19 protein-coding genes, 1 other RNA gene and 1 pseudogene are annotated in these 26,046 nt (G+C 66.5%); 13 read left to right on the top strand and 8 right to left on the bottom strand.

What is annotated here, in order from left to right; genetic code table 11:
• Positions 1-250: 250 nt before the first annotated feature.
• The 5 genes from ACD584_RS15625 to ACD584_RS15605 all read right to left on the bottom strand — a co-directional run bounded on the left by ACD584_RS15625 (position 251) and on the right by ACD584_RS15605 (position 4,484).
• A complete protein-coding gene (locus tag ACD584_RS15625) occupies positions 251-550 on the bottom strand; it encodes a hypothetical protein (protein WP_076037232.1) in 300 nt (99 codons plus the stop codon).
• A 218-nt stretch (positions 551-768) separates the two neighbouring features.
• Positions 769-1,224, bottom strand: a complete 456-nt coding sequence (locus ACD584_RS15620) for a nucleoside deaminase (protein WP_012437334.1) — start codon at positions 1,222-1,224, stop codon at positions 769-771.
• Positions 1,221-1,721 carry a GNAT family N-acetyltransferase gene (locus ACD584_RS15615; RefSeq protein ID WP_076037231.1) on the bottom strand — a complete coding sequence of 167 codons (501 nt, stop codon included), beginning with the start codon at positions 1,719-1,721 and terminating at the stop codon, positions 1,221-1,223. The genes ACD584_RS15620 and ACD584_RS15615 overlap by 4 nt, the downstream gene beginning before the upstream one ends.
• A 25-nt stretch (positions 1,722-1,746) precedes the next feature.
• On the bottom strand, positions 1,747-2,838 hold the full coding sequence (locus ACD584_RS15610; protein WP_011038583.1) for an HlyD family secretion protein: 1,092 nt from the start codon (positions 2,836-2,838) through the stop codon (positions 1,747-1,749).
• Positions 2,835-4,484, bottom strand: coding sequence for an MFS transporter (locus ACD584_RS15605; protein ID WP_076037907.1), 1,650 nt, complete (start codon positions 4,482-4,484; stop codon positions 2,835-2,837). The genes ACD584_RS15610 and ACD584_RS15605 overlap by 4 nt, the downstream gene beginning before the upstream one ends.
• An 87-nt stretch (positions 4,485-4,571) precedes the next feature.
• On the opposite strand from ACD584_RS15605, the gene ubiE reads away from it, so the two are divergent.
• The 5 genes from ubiE (at position 4,572) to ACD584_RS15580 (ending at position 10,446) form a co-directional block, all read left to right on the top strand.
• Complete coding sequence (gene ubiE / locus ACD584_RS15600) at positions 4,572-5,333, top strand: bifunctional demethylmenaquinone methyltransferase/2-methoxy-6-polyprenyl-1,4-benzoquinol methylase UbiE (RefSeq protein WP_076037230.1); 762 nt, start codon at positions 4,572-4,574, stop codon at positions 5,331-5,333.
• 190 nt (positions 5,334-5,523) lie between these two features.
• Positions 5,524-6,414: a GGDEF domain-containing protein gene (locus ACD584_RS15595; protein ID WP_161962046.1), complete on the top strand. Its 891-nt coding sequence runs from the start codon at positions 5,524-5,526 to the stop codon at positions 6,412-6,414.
• A 74-nt stretch (positions 6,415-6,488) separates the two neighbouring features.
• Positions 6,489-8,438: a M1 family metallopeptidase gene (locus ACD584_RS15590; RefSeq protein ID WP_175611871.1), complete on the top strand. Its 1,950-nt coding sequence runs from the start codon at positions 6,489-6,491 to the stop codon at positions 8,436-8,438.
• A gap of 661 nt (positions 8,439-9,099) precedes the next feature.
• Positions 9,100-9,819: a hypothetical protein gene (locus ACD584_RS15585; protein ID WP_076037227.1), complete on the top strand. Its 720-nt coding sequence runs from the start codon at positions 9,100-9,102 to the stop codon at positions 9,817-9,819.
• A gap of 3 nt (positions 9,820-9,822) precedes the next feature.
• A complete protein-coding gene (locus ACD584_RS15580; RefSeq protein WP_175611688.1) occupies positions 9,823-10,446 on the top strand; it encodes an HAD family hydrolase in 624 nt (207 codons plus the stop codon).
• Between the two features lie 124 nt (positions 10,447-10,570).
• Here ACD584_RS15580 and ACD584_RS15575 read toward each other — a convergent pair.
• Positions 10,571-10,827 (bottom strand): annotated as a pseudogene (locus tag ACD584_RS15575) (hypothetical protein); the annotation flags it as partial.
• A gap of 443 nt (positions 10,828-11,270) precedes the next feature.
• Between ACD584_RS15575 and ACD584_RS15570 the strand changes: the two are divergent.
• The 6 genes from ACD584_RS15570 to ACD584_RS15545 are packed head-to-tail and all read left to right on the top strand — an operon-like array spanning position 11,271 to position 20,286.
• Positions 11,271-13,289, top strand: coding sequence for a methanol/ethanol family PQQ-dependent dehydrogenase (locus ACD584_RS15570; RefSeq protein WP_012437345.1), 2,019 nt, complete (start codon positions 11,271-11,273; stop codon positions 13,287-13,289).
• On the top strand, positions 13,286-15,040 hold the full coding sequence (locus ACD584_RS15565) for a quinoprotein dehydrogenase-associated putative ABC transporter substrate-binding protein (protein ID WP_076037225.1): 1,755 nt from the start codon (positions 13,286-13,288) through the stop codon (positions 15,038-15,040). The genes ACD584_RS15570 and ACD584_RS15565 overlap by 4 nt, the downstream gene beginning before the upstream one ends.
• Before the next feature lie 25 nt (positions 15,041-15,065).
• A complete protein-coding gene (locus tag ACD584_RS15560) occupies positions 15,066-15,707 on the top strand; it encodes a c-type cytochrome (protein WP_042597427.1) in 642 nt (213 codons plus the stop codon).
• Positions 15,704-16,750 carry a beta-propeller fold lactonase family protein gene (locus ACD584_RS15555; protein ID WP_076037223.1) on the top strand — a complete coding sequence of 349 codons (1,047 nt, stop codon included), beginning with the start codon at positions 15,704-15,706 and terminating at the stop codon, positions 16,748-16,750. Before ACD584_RS15560 ends, ACD584_RS15555 begins: the two co-directional genes overlap by 4 nt.
• 34 nt (positions 16,751-16,784) lie before the next feature.
• On the top strand, positions 16,785-17,891 hold the full coding sequence (locus tag ACD584_RS15550; protein ID WP_076037222.1) for an S-(hydroxymethyl)glutathione dehydrogenase/class III alcohol dehydrogenase: 1,107 nt from the start codon (positions 16,785-16,787) through the stop codon (positions 17,889-17,891).
• Positions 17,892-17,901: 10 nt separating this feature from the next.
• Positions 17,902-20,286, top strand: coding sequence for a TonB-dependent receptor (locus ACD584_RS15545; RefSeq protein ID WP_076037221.1), 2,385 nt, complete (start codon positions 17,902-17,904; stop codon positions 20,284-20,286).
• 558 nt (positions 20,287-20,844) lie between these two features.
• Here ACD584_RS15545 and ACD584_RS15540 read toward each other — a convergent pair.
• Both ACD584_RS15540 and ACD584_RS15535 read right to left on the bottom strand, forming a co-directional pair.
• Positions 20,845-22,818 (bottom strand): sigma-54-dependent Fis family transcriptional regulator, encoded by a 1,974-nt coding sequence (locus ACD584_RS15540; protein WP_175611687.1) that lies wholly within the window; start codon positions 22,816-22,818, stop codon positions 20,845-20,847.
• Between the two features lie 671 nt (positions 22,819-23,489).
• On the bottom strand, positions 23,490-24,422 hold the full coding sequence (locus tag ACD584_RS15535; protein WP_076037219.1) for a carbohydrate kinase family protein: 933 nt from the start codon (positions 24,420-24,422) through the stop codon (positions 23,490-23,492).
• 276 nt (positions 24,423-24,698) lie between these two features.
• Here ACD584_RS15535 and ACD584_RS15530 point away from each other — a divergent pair, with 276 nt between their 5' ends.
• Both ACD584_RS15530 and ACD584_RS15525 read left to right on the top strand, forming a co-directional pair.
• Positions 24,699-25,745 (top strand): rod shape-determining protein, encoded by a 1,047-nt coding sequence (locus ACD584_RS15530; RefSeq protein ID WP_003482734.1) that lies wholly within the window; start codon positions 24,699-24,701, stop codon positions 25,743-25,745.
• Between the two features lie 150 nt (positions 25,746-25,895).
• A non-coding RNA gene (locus tag ACD584_RS15525) (sX9 sRNA) lies at positions 25,896-25,971 on the top strand.
• The last annotated feature ends 75 nt before the right edge of the window (positions 25,972-26,046 follow it).

Raw genomic sequence — 26,046 nt, 5'->3', positions numbered from 1 at the left:
TGCGGCCTGCTTGCGGTAACGCATGCAGACCGGCAGTTGTAAGAAGACCCGCCGATGGCGGGTCTTTTTTGCGGAGATCACGTCTTTAAAACGCCACGCAAAGCTGCAGAAATCGCCCAGGCGCGATCGCTGTGTCAGCGGCATCGCTCGCGCATTTCACTGCGGCTCACCGCGCTCGCACATTGATCTGCTCACGGCTGGCTCCAGCAGCGCCGTTCGCTGCCGTCAGTCGGCTTTCGCGGCGAAACAATCAGCGCAGGCTGTCTCTGTAGCGCCGGATCAGCAATGCGCCCAGCTGCACATGCGCGTGCAGTGCGCGATCGGCAGCCGCGGGCGGCAGGGTGTTCTCACCCTCGCGCGCGGTCTGCGCGGCCGTGTCGCTCTCTGTCAGGTCAGTTGCTTCCAATGCCGGCAAGGCGTCGTTCGCCAGCAACACATCAAGCGCCCGCCCGCCGTCCACTGCGGCCAGATGCCGCATTGCCGGCGCCCGCTCCAACGCAAACGGCTGCGCCGCAGCGCCATTCGCCACCACCACATCCACTGCTGCCATCGACGCCTTCCCCCTGTGTGAAGCGCGAGCGTAGCGCTGGGCATGTCAACGCGCGTTGACAGGCCGGGGCAGGGCATTGGCGAGCTTCACCTGCTGCGAAGATCCTGACCGGCCAGACGTTTTTACACAGGGAGTGCTGGCCGCCTGGCGCATCCAGTTACGGCACAAACGCACCATGGCGCTGCAACGACAACCGCCAGCGCCACCGCAGCACGTCCTCAGTCTTCGCCGATATCCTCGTTCCACACATCCGGGTTGGCGGCGATATAACCACCGAGCAGGTCCATGCACTCCTGGCTTTGCATGTCGATGACGGTGACACCATGCTCGCGCAGCCAGTCGATGCCGCCCTGGAAGGTGACCGATTCGCCCACCACCACAGTGCCGATATTGAACTGCCGCACCAGCCCGCTGCAGTACCAGCATGGCGCCAGCGTGGTGACCATGATGGTGTCCTGGTAGCGGCGTTGGCGACCAGCCTTGCGGAACGCATCAGTCTCGCCGTGCACGGAAGGGTCGTTCTCCTGCACGCGGCGGTTATGGCCGCAGCCAAGCAAACGTCCGTCGCTGTGGTAAAGCGCGGCCCCGATCGGGATGCCGCCTTCGGCCAGGCCCTGGCGTGCTTCGGCGATGGCGGTGTCGAGCAGCGCGCGGTAGTCGGGTGTGGTGATCATGCAAGCTCCTGAGGGGCTGCGTCGGCGCGACGCAGCATGTCGATATGCGGAATGCCGTCTTCGAGATACGGCGCAGAGGTGGGCGCAAAACCATGCGCGGCGTAGAGGTGTTGCAGGCGCGTTTGCGCACCCAGTTGCACGGCACGGCCGGGCCACTGGGCCTGCACCAGGCGCAGGCCTTCGCGCAACAAGACGTGGGCCAGCCCATGGCCGCGGTGTGCGGCAGCGATGACGACGCGGCCGATGCTGGGTTCGGGATAGCTCAGCCCGGGCGGCAGCACGCGCAGGTACGCGGCCAGCGCGCCATCGGCCGTGGTGCCGAGCAGGTGCAGCACTTCGGCGTGGGTGTCCTTGCCGTCCAGCTCCGGGTACGCGCAGTGCTGCTCGACCACGAACACATCGGTGCGTAGCCGCAGCATTGCGTAGAGCTGGAGCGTGTCCAGCTCGGCAAAGCGCAGTGCGCGCCAGTGCACAGGAAAGGGGGCCAAAACAGTCATCGCCGCATCATAGCGGCTGCGTTGCTTACTCGGCGCGCTGGGCGGTGTCGATGGCCACTACCACCGACATGCCCGGGCGCAGCCGTGCGGCCTGCGGCTGGCCGGGATCGACGCTGATGCGCAGCGGAATGCGCTGGGCAATCTTGACGAAGTTGCCGGTGGCGTTGTCCGCGCGTAACACGCTGAACTCGGAGCCGGCCGCTGGCGAGATCTCCTGCACGCGGCCCTGCAGCCGCGCATTGGCGAGCGCGTCCACGGTGAAGCTGGCGCGCTGGCCCACACGCACATTGGCCATTTGGGTTTCCTTGAAGTTGGCCACCACCCACAAGGTGTCCGGCACCAAGGCCATCAACTGCGTGCCGTTGGTGACATAGGCGCCCTGGCGCACGCCGAGCTGACCCAGCTGGCCGTCGCGCGGCGCGAGGATGCGCGTGTTGTCCAGGTTGATTTGTGCCAGCTGCACGGCTGCCTGCGCATTGGCTACCGCCGCTTCCAGCGCTGCACGATTGACGGTGACACTGCGCGCGTTCTCTTCGGCGGCCTGCACTGCGGCGCGCGCCTGTGCCACGCCGGCGTCGGCCTGCGCGCGCGCGGCAAATGCGGTGTCGCGGTCCTGCTCGGACACCAGCTTCTGGTTGGCCAGTTGCTGCGCGCGTGCATACGCCGAGCGCGTGCGATCGCGCTGGGCCTGGTTGCTGCTCAGGGTGGCGCGTTGCTCGGCGATGGTGGCCTCGGCGCTGTGGCGCTGCTGTTCCCAGTTGGCCAGGTTGGCCTGCGTGGTCTGCAGTTGCGCCTTGGCCTGTTCCAAATGCTGCGCATAGATGCGGTCGTCGATCTTTGCCAACAGCTGGCCGCGGCGCACATGCGCAAAATCCTGCACCGGCACCTGCGTGACATAGCCACTGACCTGCGGCGCGATTACCGTGACCTGGCCATGCACCATCGCGTTTTCGGTGCGCTCCACCGCGCTGGTGAATGGCGGCAGCCGCCACGCATACAGCACCAACGCCACGCCGATCAGCGCAAGCCCGCCGAACCCGAGCACGCCATACAGACGGCGGCGACGGCGACGCCGTCTCTGTGCGGCGGTTGGAGCGGTGTCGGCAGGTGTATTCATGGGCGCGCAGTCGGAACAGAAGGAGAGGGGGCAACCAGAGGCCGCAGATAACGGCGCCACACCAGCACGGAGAGAATCCACAACCCGGTGGCAATGGCAATGCAGCCGATCAACAGGAACACATCGTTATAGGCCAGTACGTTGGCTTCGCGGGTGGCCACCGTGCCCAGTGCACGCACGCCTTTCGCCTGGCGCAGGGCCGGGTCGCCGATCGCGCGCCCGTACACGCTGGCATAGGCCTGCACGCGCGCGGCCACCTGTGGGTCGGTGAGCACCAGGTGCTCGACCAATTGGCTGGAGTGATATTTCTCGCGCACCACCTGCAGCGTGCCCAGCAGCACGCTGCCGAGCAGGCCGCCCATGTTCTGCGCCATGCCGAACAACACGATGAAACTGATCAGGTTGCGCGGCTGGGTGACTACGCGGCCGATGCCGGCCACCATCGCCGGGCCCACGAAGAAGGTGCTGCCGAACGCCAGCAGAAACTGGCTGACATACATCTGTTCCGGCCGGGTCAGGCTGGTGGCGCGCGCATCCATGAAGCAGCCGATGCAGATCGCCGCCACCGCGATGATCAGGTGCTCTGCAATGCGCGCCGGATTGATCAGCAAGGCACTGGCCACCACGCCCACCACCGCGCCCAGCAACATCAGCGCGAACAACGTCTGCAATTGCGTGTTCGCCAACCCCAGCGTCTGGAAGAAGCCGATCGCGCCGGTGCTCTGTTCGGACAGCACCAGGCGGATCAACAGGATTGCCAGGCCCAGGCGCAGCATGTCGGCACTGGCCAGCCAGCGCGTGTTGATCATCGGATTGCGGCGGTTGTGTTCGATCCATGCGGCCGCGCACAGCAGCACGATGGAGGCCGCCAGCACCACGCCCAGCCACGGCGTGCTGGTCCACCACAGCAGCCGGCCCAGCGAGAGCACCGCGGCCAATCCCGCCGCGCCGGCAGCGAACAGGCTGAAGGTGAGGAAGTCCAGCGGCTCGAATACGCGGTACCGGTCGCTCGGCGGCAGCTTGAGCGCCAACACGCAGGCCAGCGCAAACACCGCCAGGCCGAATTCGAACAGGTACAGCCCCTGCCATTCGCCAAATTCCAGCAGGTCGGTGGAAAACACCCGCGCCAGTGGCAGTGCCAGCTGGGTGAGCCCCAGCCCGGTCACCACCGCCTTGAGCCGGTATTTGGCCGGGAACGCCTGGATCACGTAGTACAGCCCCAGCGAGCTGAGCGCCGCACCCACCAGCCCGTGGGCGGCCCGCACGGTGATGGCCGAACTCAGGCTGTGCACGAACAGGTGCGCGAAGGCGATCACTGCATACAGCGCCAGGAAGATCTCGGTGAACCGCCGCAGCCCGAACTGCTGGCGGAACTTCACCAGCAGCAGGTTGGCCGACATGTTGGTCATCACGTAGGCGGCCGGCAGCCAGGCCATTTCGGTGGCGTACGCCCCCAGCGTGCCTTGCAGATAGGGCAGGTTGGCGGTGACCAGCGCATTGCTCAGCCCACCGGTCAGCGCCACCACCACGCCGACCAGGCCGTACTGGATGCGGCGCCGGGTCGGGTGCAGCGGCGTGGAGGCCGACCCAGGCAGGGTGGGCTTCTCATGGGGCTGCCAGTCGCGCTGAACGTACTTGTCGCGCACCAAGTGCTCGCTGGGGCCGTCGCAGGAAGAGTCGTGATTGTGGTCCCGTTGCGGTCATGGTGGCGTCAGCAGTGCGATAATCCGCCCATGAGCGAATCTCCCTATACCTCCGGCACCACCCATTTCGGCTTCCGCAACGTCGCAGCAAAGGACAAGCAGAAGCTGGTCGGCGAAGTGTTCACCTCGGTCGCGCGCAACTACGACCTGATGAACGATCTGATGAGCCTGGGCATCCACCGTGCGTGGAAGCGCTACTTCGTGGCCACCGCGCAGGTGAAGCCGGGCGACCGCGTGCTGGACCTGGCCGGCGGCACCGGCGACATCGCCGTGCTGCTCAAGGAGCGCGTGGGCAACGAAGGCGCGGTGGTGCTGGGCGACATCAACGCCGGCATGCTCTCGGTGGGCCGCGACCGCCTGACCAACCGCGGCCTGGTGGCCGGCTTCGACTACGTGCAATGCAATGCCGAAGCGCTGCCGTTCCCGGATCAGAGCTTCGACCTGGTGACGATTTCCTTCGGCCTGCGCAACGTCACCGACAAGGACGCCGCGCTGCGCGAGATGTACCGCGTGTTGAAGGTGGGTGGGCAGGCACGCGTGCTCGAATTTTCCGAAGTCACCGCCGACTGGTTCAAGCCGATCTACGACTTCCATTCGTTCAAGATCCTGCCCAAGCTGGGCCAGCTGTTCGCGCGCGATGCTGACAGTTACCAGTACCTGGCCGAGAGCATCCGCAAGCACCCGCCGCAGGATTCGCTCAAGGGCATGATGGGCGAAGCCGGCTTCGCGCGGTGCCACTACAAGAATCTCACCGGTGGCATCGTGGCCATCCACTCCGGCTACAAGATCTGATGCACCGACCGGCGCGTGCCAGCGCGCCGGTGTCGCTCCACTGCACTCCTCGCTGCATGCACGCTTGGGTTCGCTTGCGCGCGTGAATCGACGCAGTTGCGCGCGCTCACCGACGGAATTTTGAGACACCCGTCGCGTTGGCTCCACAAACCGTCGGCGACACTAGGCGTTCTTTTTGCCGGAGACATGGATGCGCTTGTACGCCGGGCTGTCGCGCCTGTTTCCCCGCTCCTTCAGCGCCAAGCTGTTGGCGGTGACGTTCGTCGGCATCCATCTGCCTCTGTTGTTGCTGATCGCTTGGCTGGCCGCGCAAAGCGAGCTGGACGGGCGGCCGCTGTGGTCGGTGGTGATCGTGGCCTTGCTGGCCACGCTGGCTGGCACTGCATTGACGCTCTCGGCGCTGTATCGCTTGCTGGCGCCGCTGCGCATCGCCGCCGATGCGCTGGATGCGTACTACGCCGATCAACGCTTGCCCACGCTGCCCGAGCACGGCGATGACGAACTGGGCCGCCTGTTGCGCGGCATCAACCGCAGCCTGCGCGGCATCGACGCGGGCATGCGCGATCTCAAACGGCACGCGCTGTTCGACCCGCTCACCGAAGCCTTGAACCGCCGCGGCTGCGAGCAGGCAATGCGCGACTCGGTCACCGCCGCGCAACGCGAAGGCTGGCCGTTCGTGCTGTTCGTGCTGGACATGGACAACCTCAAGCCGATCAACGACCGCTTCGGCCACCTGGCCGGCGACCGCGTGCTGGTGCGCTTGGTCGAATCGGCCTACGGCTGGCTGGGCGCGCAGGACTGGATCGGCCGCTGGGGTGGCGACGAATTCCTGATCGGCGTGCATGCCTCCGAAGACGAGGCCACACTCAAGCTCAATCAGTGGCTGTCGATGCTGGAGCGCGAAGATGCCGAAGAAGCGCCGCTGCACGTGAGCGCCGGCAGCGCGGTGTGCGAGGTAGGGATCGACGCCACCGAGCTGTATCGGCGTGCGGATGCGGCGATGTACCGCGCCAAGTTCTCCGGTGGCCGGCGGCTGGTGCGGGATGGCCACGACACCCCGCGCAGCCACCCGGTGGCGTGATCGGCCCACCGCGGCACGGGCAGCGGCCGGGCGAGGGCGCTAAAATGACCAATTCCTTTGCTGCGGTGCCGTCGATGCGCTTCCCGTTCCTGTCGCTGTCCCTGGCCGTGTCCATTGCATTGGCCGGCTGTTCCAACGAATCCACGCCGCCGGCATCCACTGCCGCCGCCCCGGCCGCCACCGCCAAGGCTCCCGTGAAAGCAGACGCCCGCAACCACGACGAAAGCTCCTACGCCCAGCCGCAGCTGGTGGTCATCAAGGACCTGGCGCTGGACATGAAGCTGGATTTCGACGCCAAGCAGATCGGCGGCACCGCCACCTACACGCTTGAGTGGAAGGACAAGGCCGCCAAGCAACTGGTGCTGGATACGCGCGAGCTGAGCATCGCCCAGGTGCAGGCCGACGACGGCAAGGGCACGCTGTCGCCACTGCAGTTCGTGCTGGCGCCGGCCGACAAGACCTTCGGCAGCAAGCTCACCATCGAAACCCCCAACCAGCCGGCCAAGGTCGTCATCACCTACCACACCGCGCCCACCGCCTCGGGCCTGCAGTGGCTGGAGCCGGCGATGACCGAAGGCAAGCAACTGCCTTTCATGTTCAGCCAGTCGCAGGCAATCCATGCGCGCAGCTGGGTGCCGCTGCAGGACACCCCGAGCGTGCGCTTCACCTATAGCGCGCATGTGACCTCGCGCCCGGACGTGATGGTGCTGATGAGCGCCGACAACGACCCCAAGGCCGCGCGCGACGGCGACTACAGCTTCAAGATGCCCGAGCCGATTCCCTCGTATCTGTTGGCGATCGCTGCCGGTGATGTGGTGTTCAAGCCGATCTCCACGCGCTCGGGCGTGTGGGCCGAGCCGAGCATGGCCGACAAGGCTGCGAAGGAATTCGAAGACACCGAGAAGATGATCGGTGCCGCCGAAAAACTCTACGGCCCGTATCGTTGGGGCCGTTACGACATGCTGGTGCTGCCGCCGTCGTTCCCGTTCGGTGGCATGGAGAACCCGCGCCTGACCTTCGCCACGCCGACGGTGATCGTGGGCGACAAGTCGCTGGTGTCGCTGGTGGCGCACGAGCTGGCGCATAGCTGGTCGGGCAATCTGGTGACCAATGCGAGCTGGAAGGACATCTGGCTCAACGAAGGGTTCACCACCTACGTGCAGGGCCGCATCACCGAAGCGCTGTACGGCAACGAGATGGCCGAGATGGAGCGCGAGATCGACCAGGGCGACCTGCTGGCCGAAGTGAAGGGCATGGCGCCTGCCGACCAGGCCCTGGCGCTGCCGCCGCTGGCCGAGCGCGACCCGGATGAAGCGCTGAGCCAGGTGGCCTACGTCAAGGGCGCCTGGTTCCTGCAGTTCCTGGAACAGCGCTTCGGGCGCGAGGTGTTCGACCCGTTCCTGCGTGGCTGGTTCGACGATCATGCGTTCCAGAGTGCAACCACCGACCAGTTCGTCGACTATCTCAACAAGAACCTGCTGGCCAAGCATCCCAACACGGTGAGCGCCGCCGAAGTGGACGCCTGGTTGAAGCAGCCGGGCATCCCGGCATTTGCGGCCAAGGCGCGCTCGCGCAGTTTCTCGATCGTGGACACCGCGCGCATCGCCTGGAGCGGCAGCGGCACCTTGCCGAGCAAGCAGGTCACCGGCGAGTGGGGCACGCAGGAATGGGTGCATTTCCTCAGCGGCATGGGCGCTGCCTTGAAGCCGGAACAGCTCAAGCAGCTGGACGATGCCTATCACTTCACCGGCACGCCCAACGGCGAGATCGCAATGCGCTGGTATCCGCTGGCGATCCGCAGCGGCTACACCGATGCACGCCCGGCCGCGGGCGAGTTCATCGAACGCGTGGGCCGTCGCAAGCTGGTGCTGCCGATCTACACCGAATTGCTGAAGACCCCGGACGGTATCGCTTTTGCCGAGCAGGCCTTCGAAAAGGCCAAGCCGAGCTATCACCCGATCACCACCGCCTCGGTGGCCGAGATGATCGCCAAGGCCAAGGCTGCGCCGCCAGCGCAGCCGTAATGGTCAAGTCCAAGGCCGCGCGACCAGTTCAGCCGTAATGGCCGGGGAGGGCGTTGCCTACGCCCTCCCGTTGTTTCATCGGTCTCGCGTGTGCGCAATCGCCCTTGTAGGAGCGCGCTAGCGCGCGATGAGGCGTTCCCGGTAAAGCCCATCACGCACAAGTGCGCTCCTACGAGAGCGTGGGCCCTCTGCGCACGCAATGCCGCATCCTCAAATGCTGCACGCTCCGTAGGAGCGCGCTCGCGCGCGATGAAGCGTTCCCGGTAAAGCCCATCGCGCACAAGTGCGCTCCTACGAGAGCGTTGGCCCCTCTGCGCAGGCAATGCCGCACCCTCAAACGCTGCACGCTCCGTAGGAGCGCGCTCGCGCGCGATGAAGCGTTCCCGGTAAAGCCCATCGCGCACAAGTGCGCTCCTACGAGAGCGTGGGCCCTCTGCGCAGGCAATGCCGCACCCTCAAACGCTCCACGCCCCGTAGGAGCGCGCTTGCGCGCGATGAGGCGTTCCCGGTAAAGCCCGATCGCGCACAAGTGCGCTCCTATGGTGCTTGGTCGCCCCGTCTGATCGCGGGCGCTGCGGTCACCGCGATACGCCCATGCCCTTGATCAATTCCATCGGGGCAGGCTGGTATCGTTGCCATTGAATTTGCCCTGGAGTCGACGATGAAATATCTGTTGAGTGCGGCCCTGTGCGTCGCGGCGCTGAGTGGCTGCACCGATCGCGAGGCGCAACGCCAGGCGCAGGATGCCGCGCAGGCGCAGGCCAAGGCACACGAGGCCGATGCATTGGCCAAGCAGTACGACGCAGCGGTGCAGGTACAGAACTGGGACATGGCGCGCGCGCATGGCGCGGCCCTGCTGGAAGGCTACGCCGGCACGCCGGCCGCCACCCGCGTGGAAGCCGGCTATGCCGAGATCAAGGCCAAGGGTGAACAGGCGCGCGAGATGCGCCGCATGCAGGCGCTGTGGCAGTACTCGCAGGTGCCGGCCAAGGGCGGCACGCAGCGCTCGGCGATGATCGATGCCAAGCAGCGCGTGGACGTGGATGGCAGCGGCCCCAAGCCGGTGAGCCTGGTGTTCCGCGACCATCCGCAATGGAAGCGCCACAGCTATCTCGTGCTCAAGGCGGGCGATTTCAATTGCTACCGCAGTTGCAAGGTGCAGGTGTCGGTGGACGGTGGCGCGGCGCGCCCGATGGCCGCACATCGCCCTGACACCGACGAGGCGATCGCCATGTTTATCGACGACGACAAGGCGCTGTGGAAACTGGTGCGCGGCGCCAAGCGCATCAGCATCGCGTTCCCGGTCAAGGCCGGCGGCACGCGCACCGCCGAGTTCGAGGTGGGCGGGCTGGATACCACCCAACTGCCGGGCTGGAAATAGCGCATGGATGGCACCGTTCCGGCAGGGGCTGCACCGGCCTTGCGCAGCTGCCGGCATTGGGTATTCGACATGGACGGCACGCTGACCGAGGCCGTGCACGACTTCGCGCTGATCCGCAAAGAACTGCAGATCCCGCCCGAGGCGGACATCCTGCATCACCTGGCCGCCTTGCCTGCGGCGCAGTCGCAGGCCAAGCACGCCTGGCTGCTGGAGCACGAGCGCGCGCTGGCCGAAGGCGCGCGTGCTGCGCCGGGCGCGGTGGCGCTGGTGCGTGCGCTGCAGGCAAGCGGCTGCCGGCTGGGCCTGCTGACGCGCAATGCCCGCACGCTGGCGCAGGTGACCTTGCAAGCGATCGGGCTGGGCGATGCCTTTGCCTGGGACGACATCGTCGGCCGCGACGAGGCCGCACCCAAGCCCGCACCGGACGGATTGCAGTACTTCGCACGCCGCTGGGCGGTGGAAGGCAGCGCGCTGGTGATGGTGGGCGACCACTGCAATGACCTGGCCTGCGGCCGCGCGGTGGGTGCCTGCACCGTCCTGGTCAACACGCCGGGCGACCCGTGGCAGGGCCTGGCCGATTGGCGCCTGCGCGACTGCGCGCAGCTGCTGGCGCAGTGGCAGGGTTAGCCTCCTGTCTCGCTGGCTGGCGGCAGCTGATGCTGATTCGACGCCTGGACGTCCCGGCTTCGCTGACTAATTCCTAGGGCGACTTTCGGCAAAGAGCTCGTTAAAGATAGATCTTTGCAGTGGCTTCGCCGGCCGGGTCCGGCAGCCGCATGCCCAGGCGATGGCGTAGGAACTGCCGGCCGGGTCGGCGAACAGGCGGCGAAGGTCGTCGATCGACACACTGGCCGGCAATGCGCTGGCGTCGGTCGGCAACGCACCGGCCACCCACGTCGCCAGCGGCTGGCGTTGCCCGGCCAGGCTGTCCGTGATGCACCTAGGGCGAAGCCCGCCTCGTCGCCGCACCGCTGGCAGCAATGCAGCTGTCCGGCGGGGAGGCGCACCTAGCCGACGTTTGGGCGATTGGCTGCTGGACGTCGGCGACGCGCCTGGATGTGATCCCGCGCCCGAATGGCAAGCCCACACCATGTAGTGCTCTCAATCCTGCTAAGGGCGAGCTCAGTGAGCGCAGAAGATGGCAGAAATGGCCGGCACCACGCCCAGCCATAACAGCCATCAGCAAGCCTCCTATAACGAACTGCTCCATCCGTGTCACAGCACGCACGGCGCAAACTGTGCCATATCCGTGACACCTGCCATGGACCAGCCCGCGTTACCAACGTGAAAGCCGCGTCAGCGCGACGTGGTGCAGCGCACCAGTGCACTGGCATGGGCTTTGCTCTATCTCCCTCGACGTTTCCGACGTCTGCGATGCGATCGGCCGCTGTCACGCCGGCGCCTCGGGATGCTTCAACCAACGGGTTGTTCAATCGAGAGGGGTAGACGCAATGCACCAATCTTCCTGTCGCAGCGCGCGTGGCGGCGTGTTGCTCATGCTTGCACTGAGCGCTGTGCTGGCCGGCTGCAAGAAAGACACGCCGGCCGAACCTGCCGCTCCTGCGCAAACGGCGGCACCTGCCGCAGCGGCGCCGGCGGCCGCAGTGGTCGATACCGATGGTGAATTCACCACCAACGCCAGCAACCCGGATAACTGGGGCGGCGTCGGTCGCGACTTCGCCTTGACCCGCCACAGCCCGTTGGCGGAGATCAATCGCGACAACGTCAAGAACCTCAAGATGTCGTGGGAAATGAAGACCGACGCCACGCGCGGCCACGAAGGTCAACCGCTGGTGATCGGCAGCATCATGTACATGGTCAGCGCGTATCCGAACAACGTGTACGCGATCGACCTGGCATCGCAGGACGACGGCGGCAAGGTGTTGTGGAAATACACCCCGCAGCAGGACGAACGCTCGGTGGCAGTGGCGTGCTGCGACACGGTCAACCGCGGCGCATCGTATGCCGATGGCAAGCTGGTGTTCGGCAGCCTGAGTGGCGATGTGATCGCGCTCGATGCCAAGACCGGCAAGGAAGTGTGGAAGCAGAAGCTCGGCCACCCCGACAAGGGTGAAACCATCACCATGGCGCCGATCATTGCCGACGGCAAAGTGATCGCCGGCATCAGCGGCAACGAGTTCGGCGTGCTTGGGCGCGTGGCCGCCTACAACCTGGCCGATGGTAAGCAGGCGTGGTCCTGCGATGCGGCCGGCACCGACAAATCCATCTGCCTGGGCGCCGATTTCAACAAGGCCAACCCGCAACATGGGCAGCTCGGCGATCTGGGCGTCAAGACCTTTCCCAACGACGAATGGAAGCGCGGCGGCGGTGCGGCCTGGGGCTGGTACAGCTACGACCCGAAGCTGAAGTTGCTCTACTACGGCACCGGCAACCCGGGGCTGTGGAGCCCGTCGTACCGCTGCGGCAAGACCTCGCACGAGGAATGCAACAACGGCGAGCATGACAACAAGTGGTCGATGACCTTGTTCGCACGCAAGATCGACACCGGCGAAGCGGTGTGGGGCTACCAGAAAACCCCGTTCGACCAGTGGGATTACGACGGTATCAACGAGCCGATCCTGGTCGACCTGACCATCGACGGCAAGGAAGTTCCCTCGGTGGTGCAGTTCGATCGCAACGGCTTTGCGTATGTGCTCGATCGCCGCGACGGCACGCTGCTGCGCGCGCACAAGTTCGTGCCGGCCAACTGGGCCGAACGCATCGACATGAAGACCGGCCGCCCGGTGAAGGTGGCTGCGCATTCGCCACTGGAACGCGGCAAGAAAGTGCAGGCGTTCCCGTCGGCAATGGGCGGCAAGGACCAGCAGCCGTGCTCGGTGGATCCGGCCAATTCGGCGGTGTTCTTCTGCGGCACCAACAACTGGCACATGGAGCTTGAGCCGCAGGAACGCGGCAACACCATGATGGGCCTGCCGTATGTGTTCGCCAACGTGATGATGAAGCCCAACGAGCCCGGCGCACTGGGCATCGTCAAGGCGTTCGACGTGGTGGAAGGCAAGTCCAAGTGGGAGATCAAGGAGAAGTTCCCGGTGTGGAGCGGCACCCTGGTCACCGATGGCGGGCTGGTGTTCTACGGCACGCTGGATGGCTGGTTCCGCGCAGTGGACAAGGACACCGGCAAGAAGCTGTGGGAGATGAAGTTGCCCTCCGGCATCATCGGCAACCCGATCGCCTACAAGGCCAATGGCCACCAGTACGTGGCGGTGTTCTCCGGCATCGGCGGCTGGATTGGTTTGCCGGTGGCGGCAGGTCTGGATCCGGCTGATCCGTACGGCGCGCTGGGTGCTGCCGGGCTGGCGTTTGGCGCCGGCTTCGACAAGATCCCGCTTGGCGGCATGGTGCATACCTTCCGCATTGATGGTGCAGGCAAGACCGTGACCGCCAGTGCGACCGCCACGGCGGCCGCAGGTGGCGGCACCGCCAACGCAGCAGCGAAGACCGCACGATGATGCATCTGCAAGGCGTTCGGCACGCACACCGGCAGGTCACTGCCGGCGTGCGTGGCCTCACCCGGCACCTGTGCATGGTGCTGGTGGGGTGCAGCCTCGGACTCGTCGCCGCAGGTTGCACACGCGAGCCGTCCTCACCGACGGCTCGCGCTTCTCATTCCGATGCTGCGCCGGCCACGCCCACTGCGTCGCCGGCGCCAGCGTCCACGCCGCCGCCCGCCCCCGATCCGTCGGTGCTGCGCGTATGCGCGGATCCGGGCAACATGCCGTTGTCCAACAAGGCTGGCGAAGGCTTCCAGAACAAGATTGCGCAGGTCGTGGCCGAGGCCATGGGCCGCCGGCTGGAATACGAGTGGCGTACCTATTACCAGCGCGGTCTGGCACGCAGCACCATCAATGCCGGCCGCTGCGATGTGTTGATGGACCTCAACAGCGATTTCGAAATGGGCCTGACCACACGGCCGCTGTATCGCTCGCCCTATGTGTTGGTCACGCGTAAGGGTCTGGACCTGGTGCCTACCTCGCTCGACGACCCGGCCCTGAAAAAACTGCGGCTGGGCGTGTTCCAGAGTTCGCCCGCACGTCAGGCCTTGTACGAACATGGCGTGTCGGGCGAGGTGCAATACCTGTTCTACGACTCGGCCACCGCGCCGGAAGAACATCCCGGCAAGCTGGTCGAGCGCGTTGCCGCCGGTGAGCTGGATGCGGCCGAATCCTGGGGACCGGTGGCTGGGTACTACGCCGCACGCAACAATCTCGGCGTGGTGCCGCTCAACACCATCGACGATGCGGTGCTGGAGTATTCGATGGCCTGGGCCGTGGCGCGCAAGAACGCGGCACTGCGCGATGCGCTGAACACCGCCCTGCAGCAGAGCGCCGGCAAGATCGATGAAATTCTGCGCAGCTATCACGTGCCGCTGGTGCGGTGTGCGGACTGCATCGTGGCCGGTGATCTGGCATCGCATGGGCCGTATGTCACACCCGCGTCCGCTCCGAAAAGCACCAGTGCCGCGACGTCCTCGCAGGAGCTGGCCCAACTGCAGCTGCGCATCGCCGATGGCGCAGATCCGAACCAGGAACTGGCCCACGCGCTGGATGCCGGTGATGCGCTGCGTGCAGCGTGGTTGCTGCGCCATGGCGCCGATGCCAACCAGCCCAACCTGCTGGGCGAGCCACCGTTGCACCAGGCCATCCGCAATCAGGAACCGGACCTGGTTGGCCTGCTGATCGACGCCGGCGCACGCCTTGACGCGCGTGATGGCAACGGCTGGACGGCCTTGATGAAGGCCGCCTGGGGCAACGATGCGGACAGCGTGCAACGGCTGCTCGCCCGCCGCGCGCCACTGGACACCGTGTCCAGCGATGGCTGGAACGCGCTGGAGCTGGCGGTGTCGTACGCCGACGTCGATGTGGTGGAGGCGTTGCTGAACGCCGGCGCCAAGGCACGTGGCGCCAACCGCACCGGGTTTACGCCAGTGATGTTTGCAGTACCGCGCGAGGACCCGGCCATTCTGGATGCATTGCTGAAGCACGGCGCCGATGCACGTGGCGCCAACCAGGCCGGCGTCACCGCCTTGATGCTGGCGGCTGCCTCCGGACGCGAAGCGACGGCCAAGCGCTTGCTGGCCGCCGGCGCCGACCCGGCCGCGCGCAATCGCGACGGTAAGACCGCTGCGACCTTGGCGCAGGAGCGCGGCGATGCGGCATTGGCCGCGCTCCTGGCACCTGGCAAGCGCAGCACCACCCAATAAGTGCGTCATCCACCGCGTGCAAGGGGTGCGCGGTGTTCCCTCCGATTGTCAGAAAGGTTCGTTCATGCGCAAGGTTACTGCCCGTCGTTTCGATCGTTCCCTGCGCGCACCGCTGTGCGCGTTGTTGGTCAGTGTGCTGCTGGCTGCCTGCGGCAAGGACGCACCGCCAGCACCTGCCGCCGACGCACCGCCTGCGGCCGGCACATCCGCGCCGGCTGCCGATGCCGCAGCGCCCGCACCGGGCACGCCGGCCGCTGCACCAGCTGCCGGGCCTGCGCCGGACCCGGCTACGCCGCCCGCGCCGCCTGCCGCGGTAGTGCCGATCCCGAAGGGGCCCGAGGTCAAGGTCACGCCCGAGCTCATCGCCGAAGGCAAGAAGATCTATTTCTCCGCCGGCTGCAATGCCTGCCATGGCGGCACCGGCGGCGGTGGCATGTGCCCGCCGCTGACCAACGACATCTGGGTGTACGGCAGCGATGACGACACCTTGCGTGCACTGATCAGCGAGGGCACCGCGGCGATGATCACCCACGGCAAGACCCGCATCGGCCATGAAAAGGTGGTGGGGCAGATGCCGCCGTTCGCACCGGTGCTCAAGCCGGGTGATACCGAAAAACTGCTGGCCTTCATCCACTCCATCAACAAGACCGCGGGCAAGGCGCAATGACGGCAGCGGCCGCGCGGCACCGTTGGGGAATCACCGCAGGCGTGTTGTGTGCGCTGCTGGCGTTGGCGGGTTGCCAACGCGACAGCGCAGCGCCGGCGGCCACGCCCTCCGCTGCCGCCAGTACCAGCGCGCCGCCCAAGGCGACTGCGCCGGTGCTGGCCTTCGTGCCCAACCAACGCAGCGGCACGGTGTCGGTGATCGACACCGCCAGCGATACGGTGGTGCGCACGCTCAGTGCGCAAGGCGCGCTCGGCAAACGGCTGCAGCAGGTATTGCCCGGCCCGCAAGGGCAGCTGTATCTGATCGACGCCGAGCACCACCGCCTGATCGAATTGGACACCACGCAGGACCGCGTGCTGCGCAGCGTGGAAATCGGCGAGAACGCCGAGGGCATCGCGCTGTCGCCGGACGGCACGCAATTCGCCATCTGCGTGGAAGGCCAGAACCAGGTGATGCTGATCGATGTTGGCCAGTTCAAGGTGCAGCAGGTGATCGCCACGCGCGGCCAGGCACCGGAGCACTGCGCCTACACGCCGGACGGGAAGTGGGTGCTCACCAGCAATGAGGGCTCCAACGACATGGACATGATCGACCTCGCCACGCACAGTTCGCGCGGCGTGGTCGCCACCAGTGGCCACCCCCGTGGCATGGCCTTCGCGCCCGATGGCCACAGCGTGTACATCGCGCAGGAAACCGCCAACGTGGTGGATGTGATCGACCTGCAGACACGCACGCGCCGGGCCAGTATTCCGGCCGGCGTGCGCACCGCCGGGGTGACCTTGTCGGCCGATGGCACGCGCCTGTATACCTCCAATGGCGGCGCTGGCAGCGTGAGTGTGCTCGACACCCGCACCGGTGCCGGCATCGCCGAAATCCCGGTCGGCCTGCGTCCGTGGAATCCGGCGCTGACCCCGGCCGGTGACAAGCTGTACGTGGCCAACGGGCGCTCCAACTCGGTGAGCGTGATCGACACCGCCACGTTGCGTGAGATCAAACAGATCCCTGTCGGCGAATTGCCGTGGGGCGTGGTGATCGCGCGCTGAGCGGCAGCATGCCGATGCGCGCCCGGGAGGCTGGATGAAGACACGCGCCGCGGTGGCCTGGGGCCCGCACCAGCCGCTGAGCATCGAAGAAGTGGACCTGCAGCCGCCACGTCCGGGCGAGGTGCTGGTGCGCCTGGTGGCCACCGGCATCTGCCACGGCGATGCGCATGCGTTGGCGCATGCGCCGGCCAGTAGTTTTCCGGCGATCCTGGGCCAGGAAGGCAGCGGGGTTGTCGAGGAAGTGGGTATCGGCGTGACCAGCGTGCGCGTGGGCGACCACGTGATTCCGCTGTACATGCCCGAATGCGGCGTCTGCAAGTTCTGCCGCTCCGGCCGCACCAATCTGTGCCAGGCGATTCGCAGCAGCCAGGAACGTGGGCTGATGCCCGATGGCAGCAGCCGCTTCTCGCTGGATGGCCGGCCGATCCTGCATCACATGGGCACCAGCACGTTTTCCGAATACACGGTGCTGCCGGAGATTGCGGTGGCGCGGATCCATCCGGATGCGCCGCTGGATCAGGTCTGCCTGCTCGGCTGCACGGTCACCACCGGCGTGGGCGCGGTGCTCAACAGCATCCACGTGCGCCCTGGCGATTGCGTGGCGGTATTCGGCCTGGGCGGCATCGGTTTGTCGGTGATCCAGGGCGCAGTGCTGGCGCAGGCCGGGCGCATCATCGTGGTGGATATCGACCCAGGCAAATTCGCCTTGGCACGCGCGCTGGGCGCTACCGACTGCCTGGACCCACGCGACTACGGCGCGCCGATCCAGCAGGTGATCGTGGACCTTACCGACGGCGGCGCGGACCACAGTTTCGAATGCATTGGGGATGTCGGTGCAATGCGCGCAGCGCTGGAGTGCTGCCACAAGGGCTGGGGCGAGAGCGTCATCCTCGGCGTCGCCGATGGCGCGCAGGAAATCAGCACGCGGCCGTTCCAGCTGGTCACCGGGCGGGTGTGGCGCGGCAGCGCCTTTGGCGGGGTCAAGGGCCGCAGCGAACTGCCCGGTTATGTGGAGCGGTATTTGCGCGGCGATCTGCAGCTTGCGCCGCTGATCACGCGCATGCTGGCATTGGACGACATCAATCAGGCGCTGGCGGATCTGCGTGCGGCGCGCGGCATCAAATCGATCGTGCTTTATTGAGGAGACCAGCATGGCAGCAGGCAAGTGCAGGGCAACGGAAATGCAGCGGAAGACGTTGGCGGGTGCATGCGCGATGGCGCTCCTGGCGGGGCCGGCGATGGGCAGCGCGGCCGAGGCGCCGCAGGTGACCTGGCTGGATCGCATCGAAGTAACCGCCACACCGATCCCCGGCACCACCATCGATGCCGCGCAGCTGCCCTACATGGTGCAATCGGCCAACCGCGCCGAGCTTTCGCGCGGGCGCAGCAACAACCTGGGCGATCTGCTGCAGCGGCGTTTCGTCGGCGTGGATGGCAATGACGTGCAGGGCAGCGCGTTCCAGAACGATCTCACCTTCCACGGCTTCCGCGCTTCCGCGTTGCCGGGTGCCTCGCAGGGCGTGTCGGTGTATCTGGATGGCGTGCGCTTCAATGAGCCCTTCGCCGACATCGTCAGCTGGGACATGCTGCCCGAAGCGGCGATCACTGCGGTCACGCTGATGCCCGGTTCCAATCCGTTGTTTGGCCCCAACACGCTCGGTGGTGCGGTGGTGCTCACCACCGCCTCGGGGCTTACCGCGCCCGGCGCGCAAGGCGAGCTCAGCATCGGCAGCGGCGCGCGCAAGCGCCTGGATGCCAGCTACGGCAGTGCCGGCAACGACGGCTGGCATGGGTTTGTTGCGGTCACCGGCTTCGATGAAAACGGCTGGCGCGATGCGTCCGAAGGCCGGCTGGGAACGGTGTTCGCCAAGGTCGGCAAGCAGGGCGAGCAGACCGACTGGAGCCTGTCGGTGCTGCAGGGGCGCAGCCGCCTGATCGGCAACGGCTTGCTGCCGGACACAAGCTACACCGACGACGGCAGCAGGCCGGGCCTGTACCGTGCCGACCGCCGCGCGGTCTACACCTCGCCCGACCTCACCCGCAACCGCAATACCTTGTTCACCGCGCAGCTGGATCACCGCTTCGATGCGGACACCGCGCTGCATGCACTGGCCTACTCGCGGGTGGGCCGGCGTGACACCGTCAATGGCGACATCGGCGAAGACTACGAGGAGTTCGTCGAAGAGTGCGCCTCCGGCTATGCCGCAGATGGCACTGCGCTGGATGCCGATTGCGACGTCGCTCGCGCCGATGCCGATGCCTTGCCCACCGGCGCGCTCAACACCACCCAGATGCGCCAGGAAGCGCAGGGCGTGGCGGTGAATGTGAGCAAGCAATGGGGCGCCCATGCGCTCAGCACCGGCGCCACCTTCGATCGCGGGCATGTGCGTTACCAGCAATTCGCACGCGAGGGCTGGGTGCAGCCAGACCGCTCGGTTGCCGCCGATCCGGATGCCGAACGCGCATTTTTCTCCGGCGTGCGCGGCAGCACCAAGACACTGGGCGTGTTCGTCGCCGACACCTGGGCGCTGGATGCGGCCACCCATCTCACTGCCGCGGTGCGCTGGAATCACGTCACCGTGGACAACATTCTCTCCACCGCCGAGGACGGCGACCGCCCGCGCGAGCGCTTCGTGTATGCCAAGGCCAATCCATCGCTGGGCCTCACCCATCGCTTGCATGAGGGGCTCACCGTGTATGGCTCGGTCGCGCAGAACAGCCGCGCACCCACCGCCATCGAGCTGGGTTGCGCCGACCCCACCCAACCGTGCCGGCTGCCGACTGGGCTGCAGGCCGACCCGCGGCTGGAGCAGATCATCTCGCGTACCTACGAGCTGGGTGCGCGCTGGGCGCCTTCGCAAGACAGCAATGTCACCTTGTCGGTGTACCGTGCCGACAACCGCGACGACATCCTGTTTCTGCGCGCACCAGACACCCAACTGGGTTATTTCGACAACGTGGGGCGCACCCGCTACCAGGGCGCCGATGCGGCAATGCGGTATCAGGCGGGCGCCTGGCAGTGGTCGGCCGGCTACAGCTATCTGGATGCGACCTACCGCAGCGACGGGGAGCTGCTCTCCGGCGAACGCGTGATTACCTTGCGCCCGGGGCTGCGCATTGCCGCACTGCCGCGGCATAACCTCAAGCTCGGGGTTGAATGGCAGGGCGATGCACTGACGCTGGGTGCGGGGTTACGCGCGGTGTCCGGGCGCGTGGCCAGCGGTAACGAAGACGGCCAGGTCGATAACGCCGAAGACGGCGAGCCCGCACCCGAACGTATCGACATCGGCACCGCCGGTTATGCCTTGGTGGATCTGCAGGCGCGCTGGCAACTCAGCGAACGGCTCTCGCTGTTCGCGCGGATCGACAATGTGTTCGACCGCCAGTACGCCACGTATGCCGCAGTGGCTGAAGACGTGTTCCCAGATGGCGAACTGGCGCGCCCGCAGGACGCGCCAGTAGAAACCGGGCCGGCCCGTTTTCTCGCACCCGGTGTGCCGCGGCAGTATCTGATCGGGGTGCGTTGGGCGTTATGAGTTTGGGGCGGGGATTCGGGATTGGAGATTAGAGATTCATCAGGCGTCAGCATCAGCTGCGCCCGGCGGTATCTGGAGGGCCGCGCGTCGCGCTGGTCGCGGGTGCGGTGCCCTCACCGCTCGCGGGACACGCCGTGAACCCGTCCCTGGGGGCTCGGTGGCGGCATCCGTGCCGCCACACGGTCCCGCAAGCCGCGAGGACACCGCACCATAGGGTTGATCGGTAGCTTCTTAAAACCATGCACACCGACCATGTCGACTGGTCCTTGCCCGCTCACCGTCGCGGGACCTTACGCAGCAAGGATGCCGCGTAGGCGCTTACAAGGACGTACTTGCAGCGTGTCCCGCGATGGTGGGCGGGCAAGGGCCCTGCAGCCAAGCCCAGAGCACCCGCTCCGCAATCGCGACATGCGCGCATGACAAACGCCGCACACGGCCACAGCACCACCGTCTGATGGCCAAGAAATAATTGTGTTGATCGCTCTAAATGTCAGCGCAAAGCCACTGCCTTGGCTTTGACGAATCCCCAATCCCCAATCCCCAATCCCCGCCGCTCAGTCACCCCGTTTCCAGCCCATGCTTGCGCAGCTTGCGGTACAGCGTATTGCGGCTGATGCCCAGCGCGTCAGCGGTGCGGCTGACATTCCAGCGGTGGCGTTCGAGTTGTTGCTGCAGGACCCGGCGCTCGGCCTGGTCCAGCGCCACGCGCCCGGGCATGTCGTCGGCGGCCACGGCACGGCCATCGACCAGACACGGCGCACTGCCGGCATCGACGATTTCCTGCGGCAGGTTGGGCAGGCGGATCACCGCGTCGCTGCAGAGCACCGCGGCGGTGCGCAGCACGTTGCGCAGCTGGCGCAGATTGCCGGGCCACGCGTAGCTGAGCAGTTTGTGCATGGCCTCTTCGCTGATGCGCACCCCGCGCTCGTTATTCTCTTCGCGCAGCAGGGTGCGGATCAACTCGGCCTTGTCGCTGCGCTCGCGCAAGGGCGGCAGATGCAGCACCACGCCGTTGAGCCGGTAATACAGGTCTTCGCGGAACTCGCCCGCGGAGACGCGCTGGGCCAGGTCACGGTGGCTGGCGCTGATCACGTGCAACTCCAGCGGCACCGCGCGCTCGCTGCCGAGCGGGGTGACGCATTGTTCTTCCAGTACGCGCAGCAGGCGGCTCTGTAACGGCAGCGGCATGTCGCCGATTTCATCCAGAAACAAGGTGCCGCCACTGGCCTGCAGCAACTTGCCGTGGCGGCCTTCGCGCGCGGCGTCGGTGAATGCGCCGCGCGCATAGCCGAACAATTCGCTTTCGATCAGCGCCTCGGGAATGGCCGCGCAGTTGATCGCCACAAACGCGCCGCTTGCCCAGGGCGAACCGCGGTGCACTGCCTTGGCGAACTCCTCCTTGCCGGTACCGGTGTCGCCGCGCAGCAGGATGGAGACACGGTGCGCCGCCAGCTTCAGCGCATTGGCCAGGTTGTGGCGCATGCGCGGGTCCGAGCCGACATGCTCGCCAGGATTCAATTCGGTTTCCGGGGCCGGCTGTGCCGGCCCGCCCACCGCCGGCAGCGCCGGGCGCGCACGCGGCGGTCGCACCAGCGCATAGAAGCGGCGGCCGTGGCAGGCGCAGCGGATCGACCACAAGGTGCCGGCATCGCTGCCGGCGCGGTGCTCGATGGTGTCGAAGTCCAGCTGCATCACCTGCGAGATGTCGCGGCCTACCAGCTGGCTGCGGTCCAGCTTGCCCAGCTGCTCAAGCACCGCCTCGTTCACGGCCAGCACGCGGCCATCGGCACCGATGGCGATCAGTGCTTCATGCAGCAGGCCGGCGAACTCCGGGCGGCTGTGGAAGCGCAGGATGAAGGCGTGACCGAACTGGTTGAGGAAGTGCGAGCGCGAGATCTGCGCCGCCGACATGCTCACCAGCGCCACGGTATGGCGCTGGATCTGCTTGCCGTCCTGGGCATTGGGGGTGGAGGCATCCAGCACCGCCAGCAGCCCGCCGTGCGCGTCCAGGATCGGCGCGCTGCAGCACGACAGCGGCAGGTGCCGGGTCAGGTAATGCTCGCCGCGGTGCACGCTCACCGCGGTGCGCTCGGCCGCGCAGGTGCCCAGCCCGTTGGTGCCCTGATGGCGCTCGGCCCAGCTGGCGCCGGCAAACAGGCCTACCTGACGGAATTCGCGCAGCAAGGTGGGGTCGTGCACGCTGTGCAGCACGGTGGCATCGGCGTCGGCAAAGATCACCGCATAGCCACTGCCGGCGATCTGCTCGTAGAGGTTTTCCATCTCCACCCGGGCGATCCGCAGGACATCGCCCAGCCGTTGCTGGCGCTCACGCACATGCAGGGCATCATGCACCATCGGGTCCGGCAGCGCCTCCGGCGACAAGGCGTAGTCCTCCAGGCAGCGACGCCAGGAACGTGACAGCGGAGCCGCCAGCGGCGCGATATCGCGCAGCCGGCGGATCTGCTGGAGCAGTTCCGGCTCGATCTCCGGCAGGACGATGGAGGTGCTGGCCACAACGCTCGGCTCGGACATGGGCCAGCGTTCCTCGAAGGGCGCGAGGCGCCAGTAGAGACACAAACCGGACCCATGCTCAAACCGCATCGCAGCAAAGCGCGACGGGGGTGACGCAATGCCTGCTGCGGTATGGCGGGCCGGACCACGCTGACGCGGTGTGATGACGCACGCAGCGGCGGTTTGCGCAGATAGGGCGACCACGGCAGGCGGTTATCACTCGGCGAAGTCGGCACGCTGCTATTGCTGAGTTCGCTGCAATGCACTGCAAGCTTGCGCGGGCTTTACGCAGGACGGCGGCGTTTTAGCCGAACTGCTGTTTCGCGGCCTTGGACACCTGGTGCGCATGACTTGATGCCGGCGCTGTGCCATTGCCACTGCCCGCAGTAGCAGATCGGCAGCCGCAGGCAGCGGTTCGCCACCGTGCTGAGTTGTGCCACTCAATCAACTGTCCAGATCGCTTCGGATGGGGAAGAAGTGGGCGAGGCGAGCGGGGGAGATGCACACCCGCTCCATAGCCACGGGCGAACCCACTATCGCCACGGCCAAACGTATTTGACCGGGACATCGGTGCATGAGCTACCAGTGCGCCTGGCAGTAACCATCACACGCACCGCCGGCGCCGCCGCCACGGCGCGCGGCACCAGGTCATGCGCTTACAGCATCAGCACCCTGCGGCACTGCTGCCGTGCTTACAGCGCGTAGCCGAACTGCTGCTTGAACTGGTCGTTGAACTCGGCGAAGTCGAAGCGCTGGTTCTGCGTGCCCGGGTGCTCCACCTTCAGCGCGCCCATCAGGTTGCCCATGCGGCCGATGGTCAGCCAGTCGTAGTTGTGCTGGATGCCGTAGATCAGCCCGGCGCGGAAGGCGTCGCCGCAGCCGGTGGGGTCCACCACGCGGCGCTCGTGCGCCGGTGGGATGTCGTAGGTCTTTTCCGGCGTGTGCACCAGCGCGCCCTTCGGGCCCTGCGTGGTGATGTAGGCCTGCACGCGCGACACGATGTCCCGCTCGTTCCAGCCGGTGCGCTCCTGCAGCAGGTTGGACTCGTAGTCGTTGACCACCACGTAGTCGGCCTGCTCGATGAACTCGCGCAGCTCCGGGCCGTTGAACAACGGCATGGCCTGGCCGGGATCGAAGATGAAGGGGATGCCGGCGGCAGCGAACTCTTCCGCGTTCTGGATCATGCCTTCGCGCCCGTCCGGGCCCACCAGGCCCAGAGTCACGCCCGGCACGTCGCGCACGTGGTTCTCGTAGCTGCGCATCATCGCGCCCGGATGGAAGGCGGTGATCTGGTTGTTGTCGTGGTCGGTGGTGATGAACGCCTGCGGGGTGAACAGGTCATCGATGATCTTCACGCGCGACAGGTCGATGCCCAGCGTCTCGAAATGCTCGCGGTACGGGCCGAAATCCTGGCCCACCGTGCCCATCGGGATCGGCGCGCCGCCCAGCAGATGCAGGTTGTAGGCGATGTTGCCGGCGCAACCGCCGAACTCGCGGCGCATGCGCGGCACCAGGAACGACACATTCAGGATGTGCACCTTGTCCGGCAGGATGTGGTTCTTGAACTGGTCCGGGAACACCATGATGGTGTCGTAGGCGAGGGAACCACAGATCAGTGCGGACATCGAGTCAGGCCTTTGCGTAGGGAAATAGCCGCCAATTGCCGGGCATGGCAGCGGGACGGCGCGGGCGCCGCGGCGCAAAGGTTAACGGCTGCGGCCGGCCAGGGCCAGACGCGCTTGCCATGTTCAGGGTGACCGCCGCATGAAAATGCGCGCGTGACGGCGCATTTTTCCTTGCTCGCACCTAGGCGGATTGCTAGGCTAGTTGACTTCGTTTTCTGCCCATTTTTGCGCCAATCGGCCGCCGGGCACGCGACTCCTTCAGGAACGACTCCCTCGATGTTCAAGAAACTCCGCGGCATGTTCTCCAACGACCTGTCCATCGACCTGGGCACGGCCAATACGCTGATCTACGTGCGCGGACAAGGCATCGTACTGAACGAACCCTCGGTGGTGGCGGTGCGTCAGGACCGTGCCATCGGCGGAACGCGTTCGGTGGCTGCCGTCGGTGCGGAGGCCAAGCAGATGCTGGGCCGCACCCCCGGCCACATCACTACGATCCGCCCGATGAAGGACGGCGTCATCGCCGACTTCACCTACACCGAGGCAATGCTGAAGCACTTCATCAAGAAGGTGCACAAGTCGCGCTTCCTGCGCCCCAGCCCGCGCGTGCTGGTGTGCGTGCCGGCCGGTTCCACCCAGGTGGAGCGCCGCGCGATCAAGGAATCGGCAGAAGAGGCCGGTGCGCGCGATGTCTACCTGATCGAGGAACCGATGGCCGCGGCGATCGGCGCCGGCATGCCGGTGACCGAAGCGCGTGGCTCGATGGTCATCGACATCGGCGGCGGCACCACCGAAGTGGCGGTGATCTCGCTCAACGGCATCGTCTACTCGCAGTCGGTGCGCGTGGGCGGCGACCGCTTCGACGAGTCGATCACCAACTACGTGCGCCGCAACCACGGCATGCTGATCGGTGAAGCCACCGCCGAGCGCATCAAGCTGCAGATCGGCTGCGCTTACCCGCAGGACGAGGTGCAGGAGATGGAAATCTCCGGCCGCAACCTCGCCGAGGGCGTGCCGAAGATGATCAAGATCAACTCCAACGAAGTGCTCGAAGCGCTGCACGAGCCGCTGTCGGGCATCGTGTCTGCGGTGAAGCTGGCGCTGGAGCAGACCCCGCCGGAACTGTGCGCCGACGTCGCCGAGCGCGGCATCGTGCTCACCGGTGGCGGTGCGCTGCTGCGCGACCTGGACCGCCTGATCTCCGAAGAAACCGGCCTGCACGTGCAGGTGGCCGACGACCCGCTCACCTGCGTGGCCCGCGGCGGTGGCCGCGCGCTGGAGCTGGTGGACATGCATGGCAACGAGTTCTTCGCGCCGGAGTGATGGGGACGGGAATCGGGAGTGGGGAATCGTCAAAACATTCCCTGCCTGCGGCCCTGCGCGGTCGCGATGCGGTCCCGCCGATGTGAGGTGTAAAGCAGCGATCAACGCCGCTGCGCAGCCAGGCAGGCGCGACCGCTGCTCGAAACCCTCATGGAGTCCCCCTGCGCTTTGGCTCCTCTGCGCTGTCCGCACCCGCCTGACGATTGCTTGCTACGGTCTGTTAGTCGCGCTTAGCCTCAGCCGCACCGAGGGCAGCGCAGCGCTCTTTGATTCCCCATTCCCAATTCCCCAATCCCGGCCT

Origin of the sequence: Xanthomonas sp. NCPPB 2922 (genome assembly GCF_041520885.1) — a bacterium.
Taxonomy (GTDB): Bacteria; Pseudomonadota; Gammaproteobacteria; order Xanthomonadales; family Xanthomonadaceae; genus Xanthomonas; species Xanthomonas campestris.
This window is presented reverse-complemented; position numbering and strand designations above follow the sequence as displayed.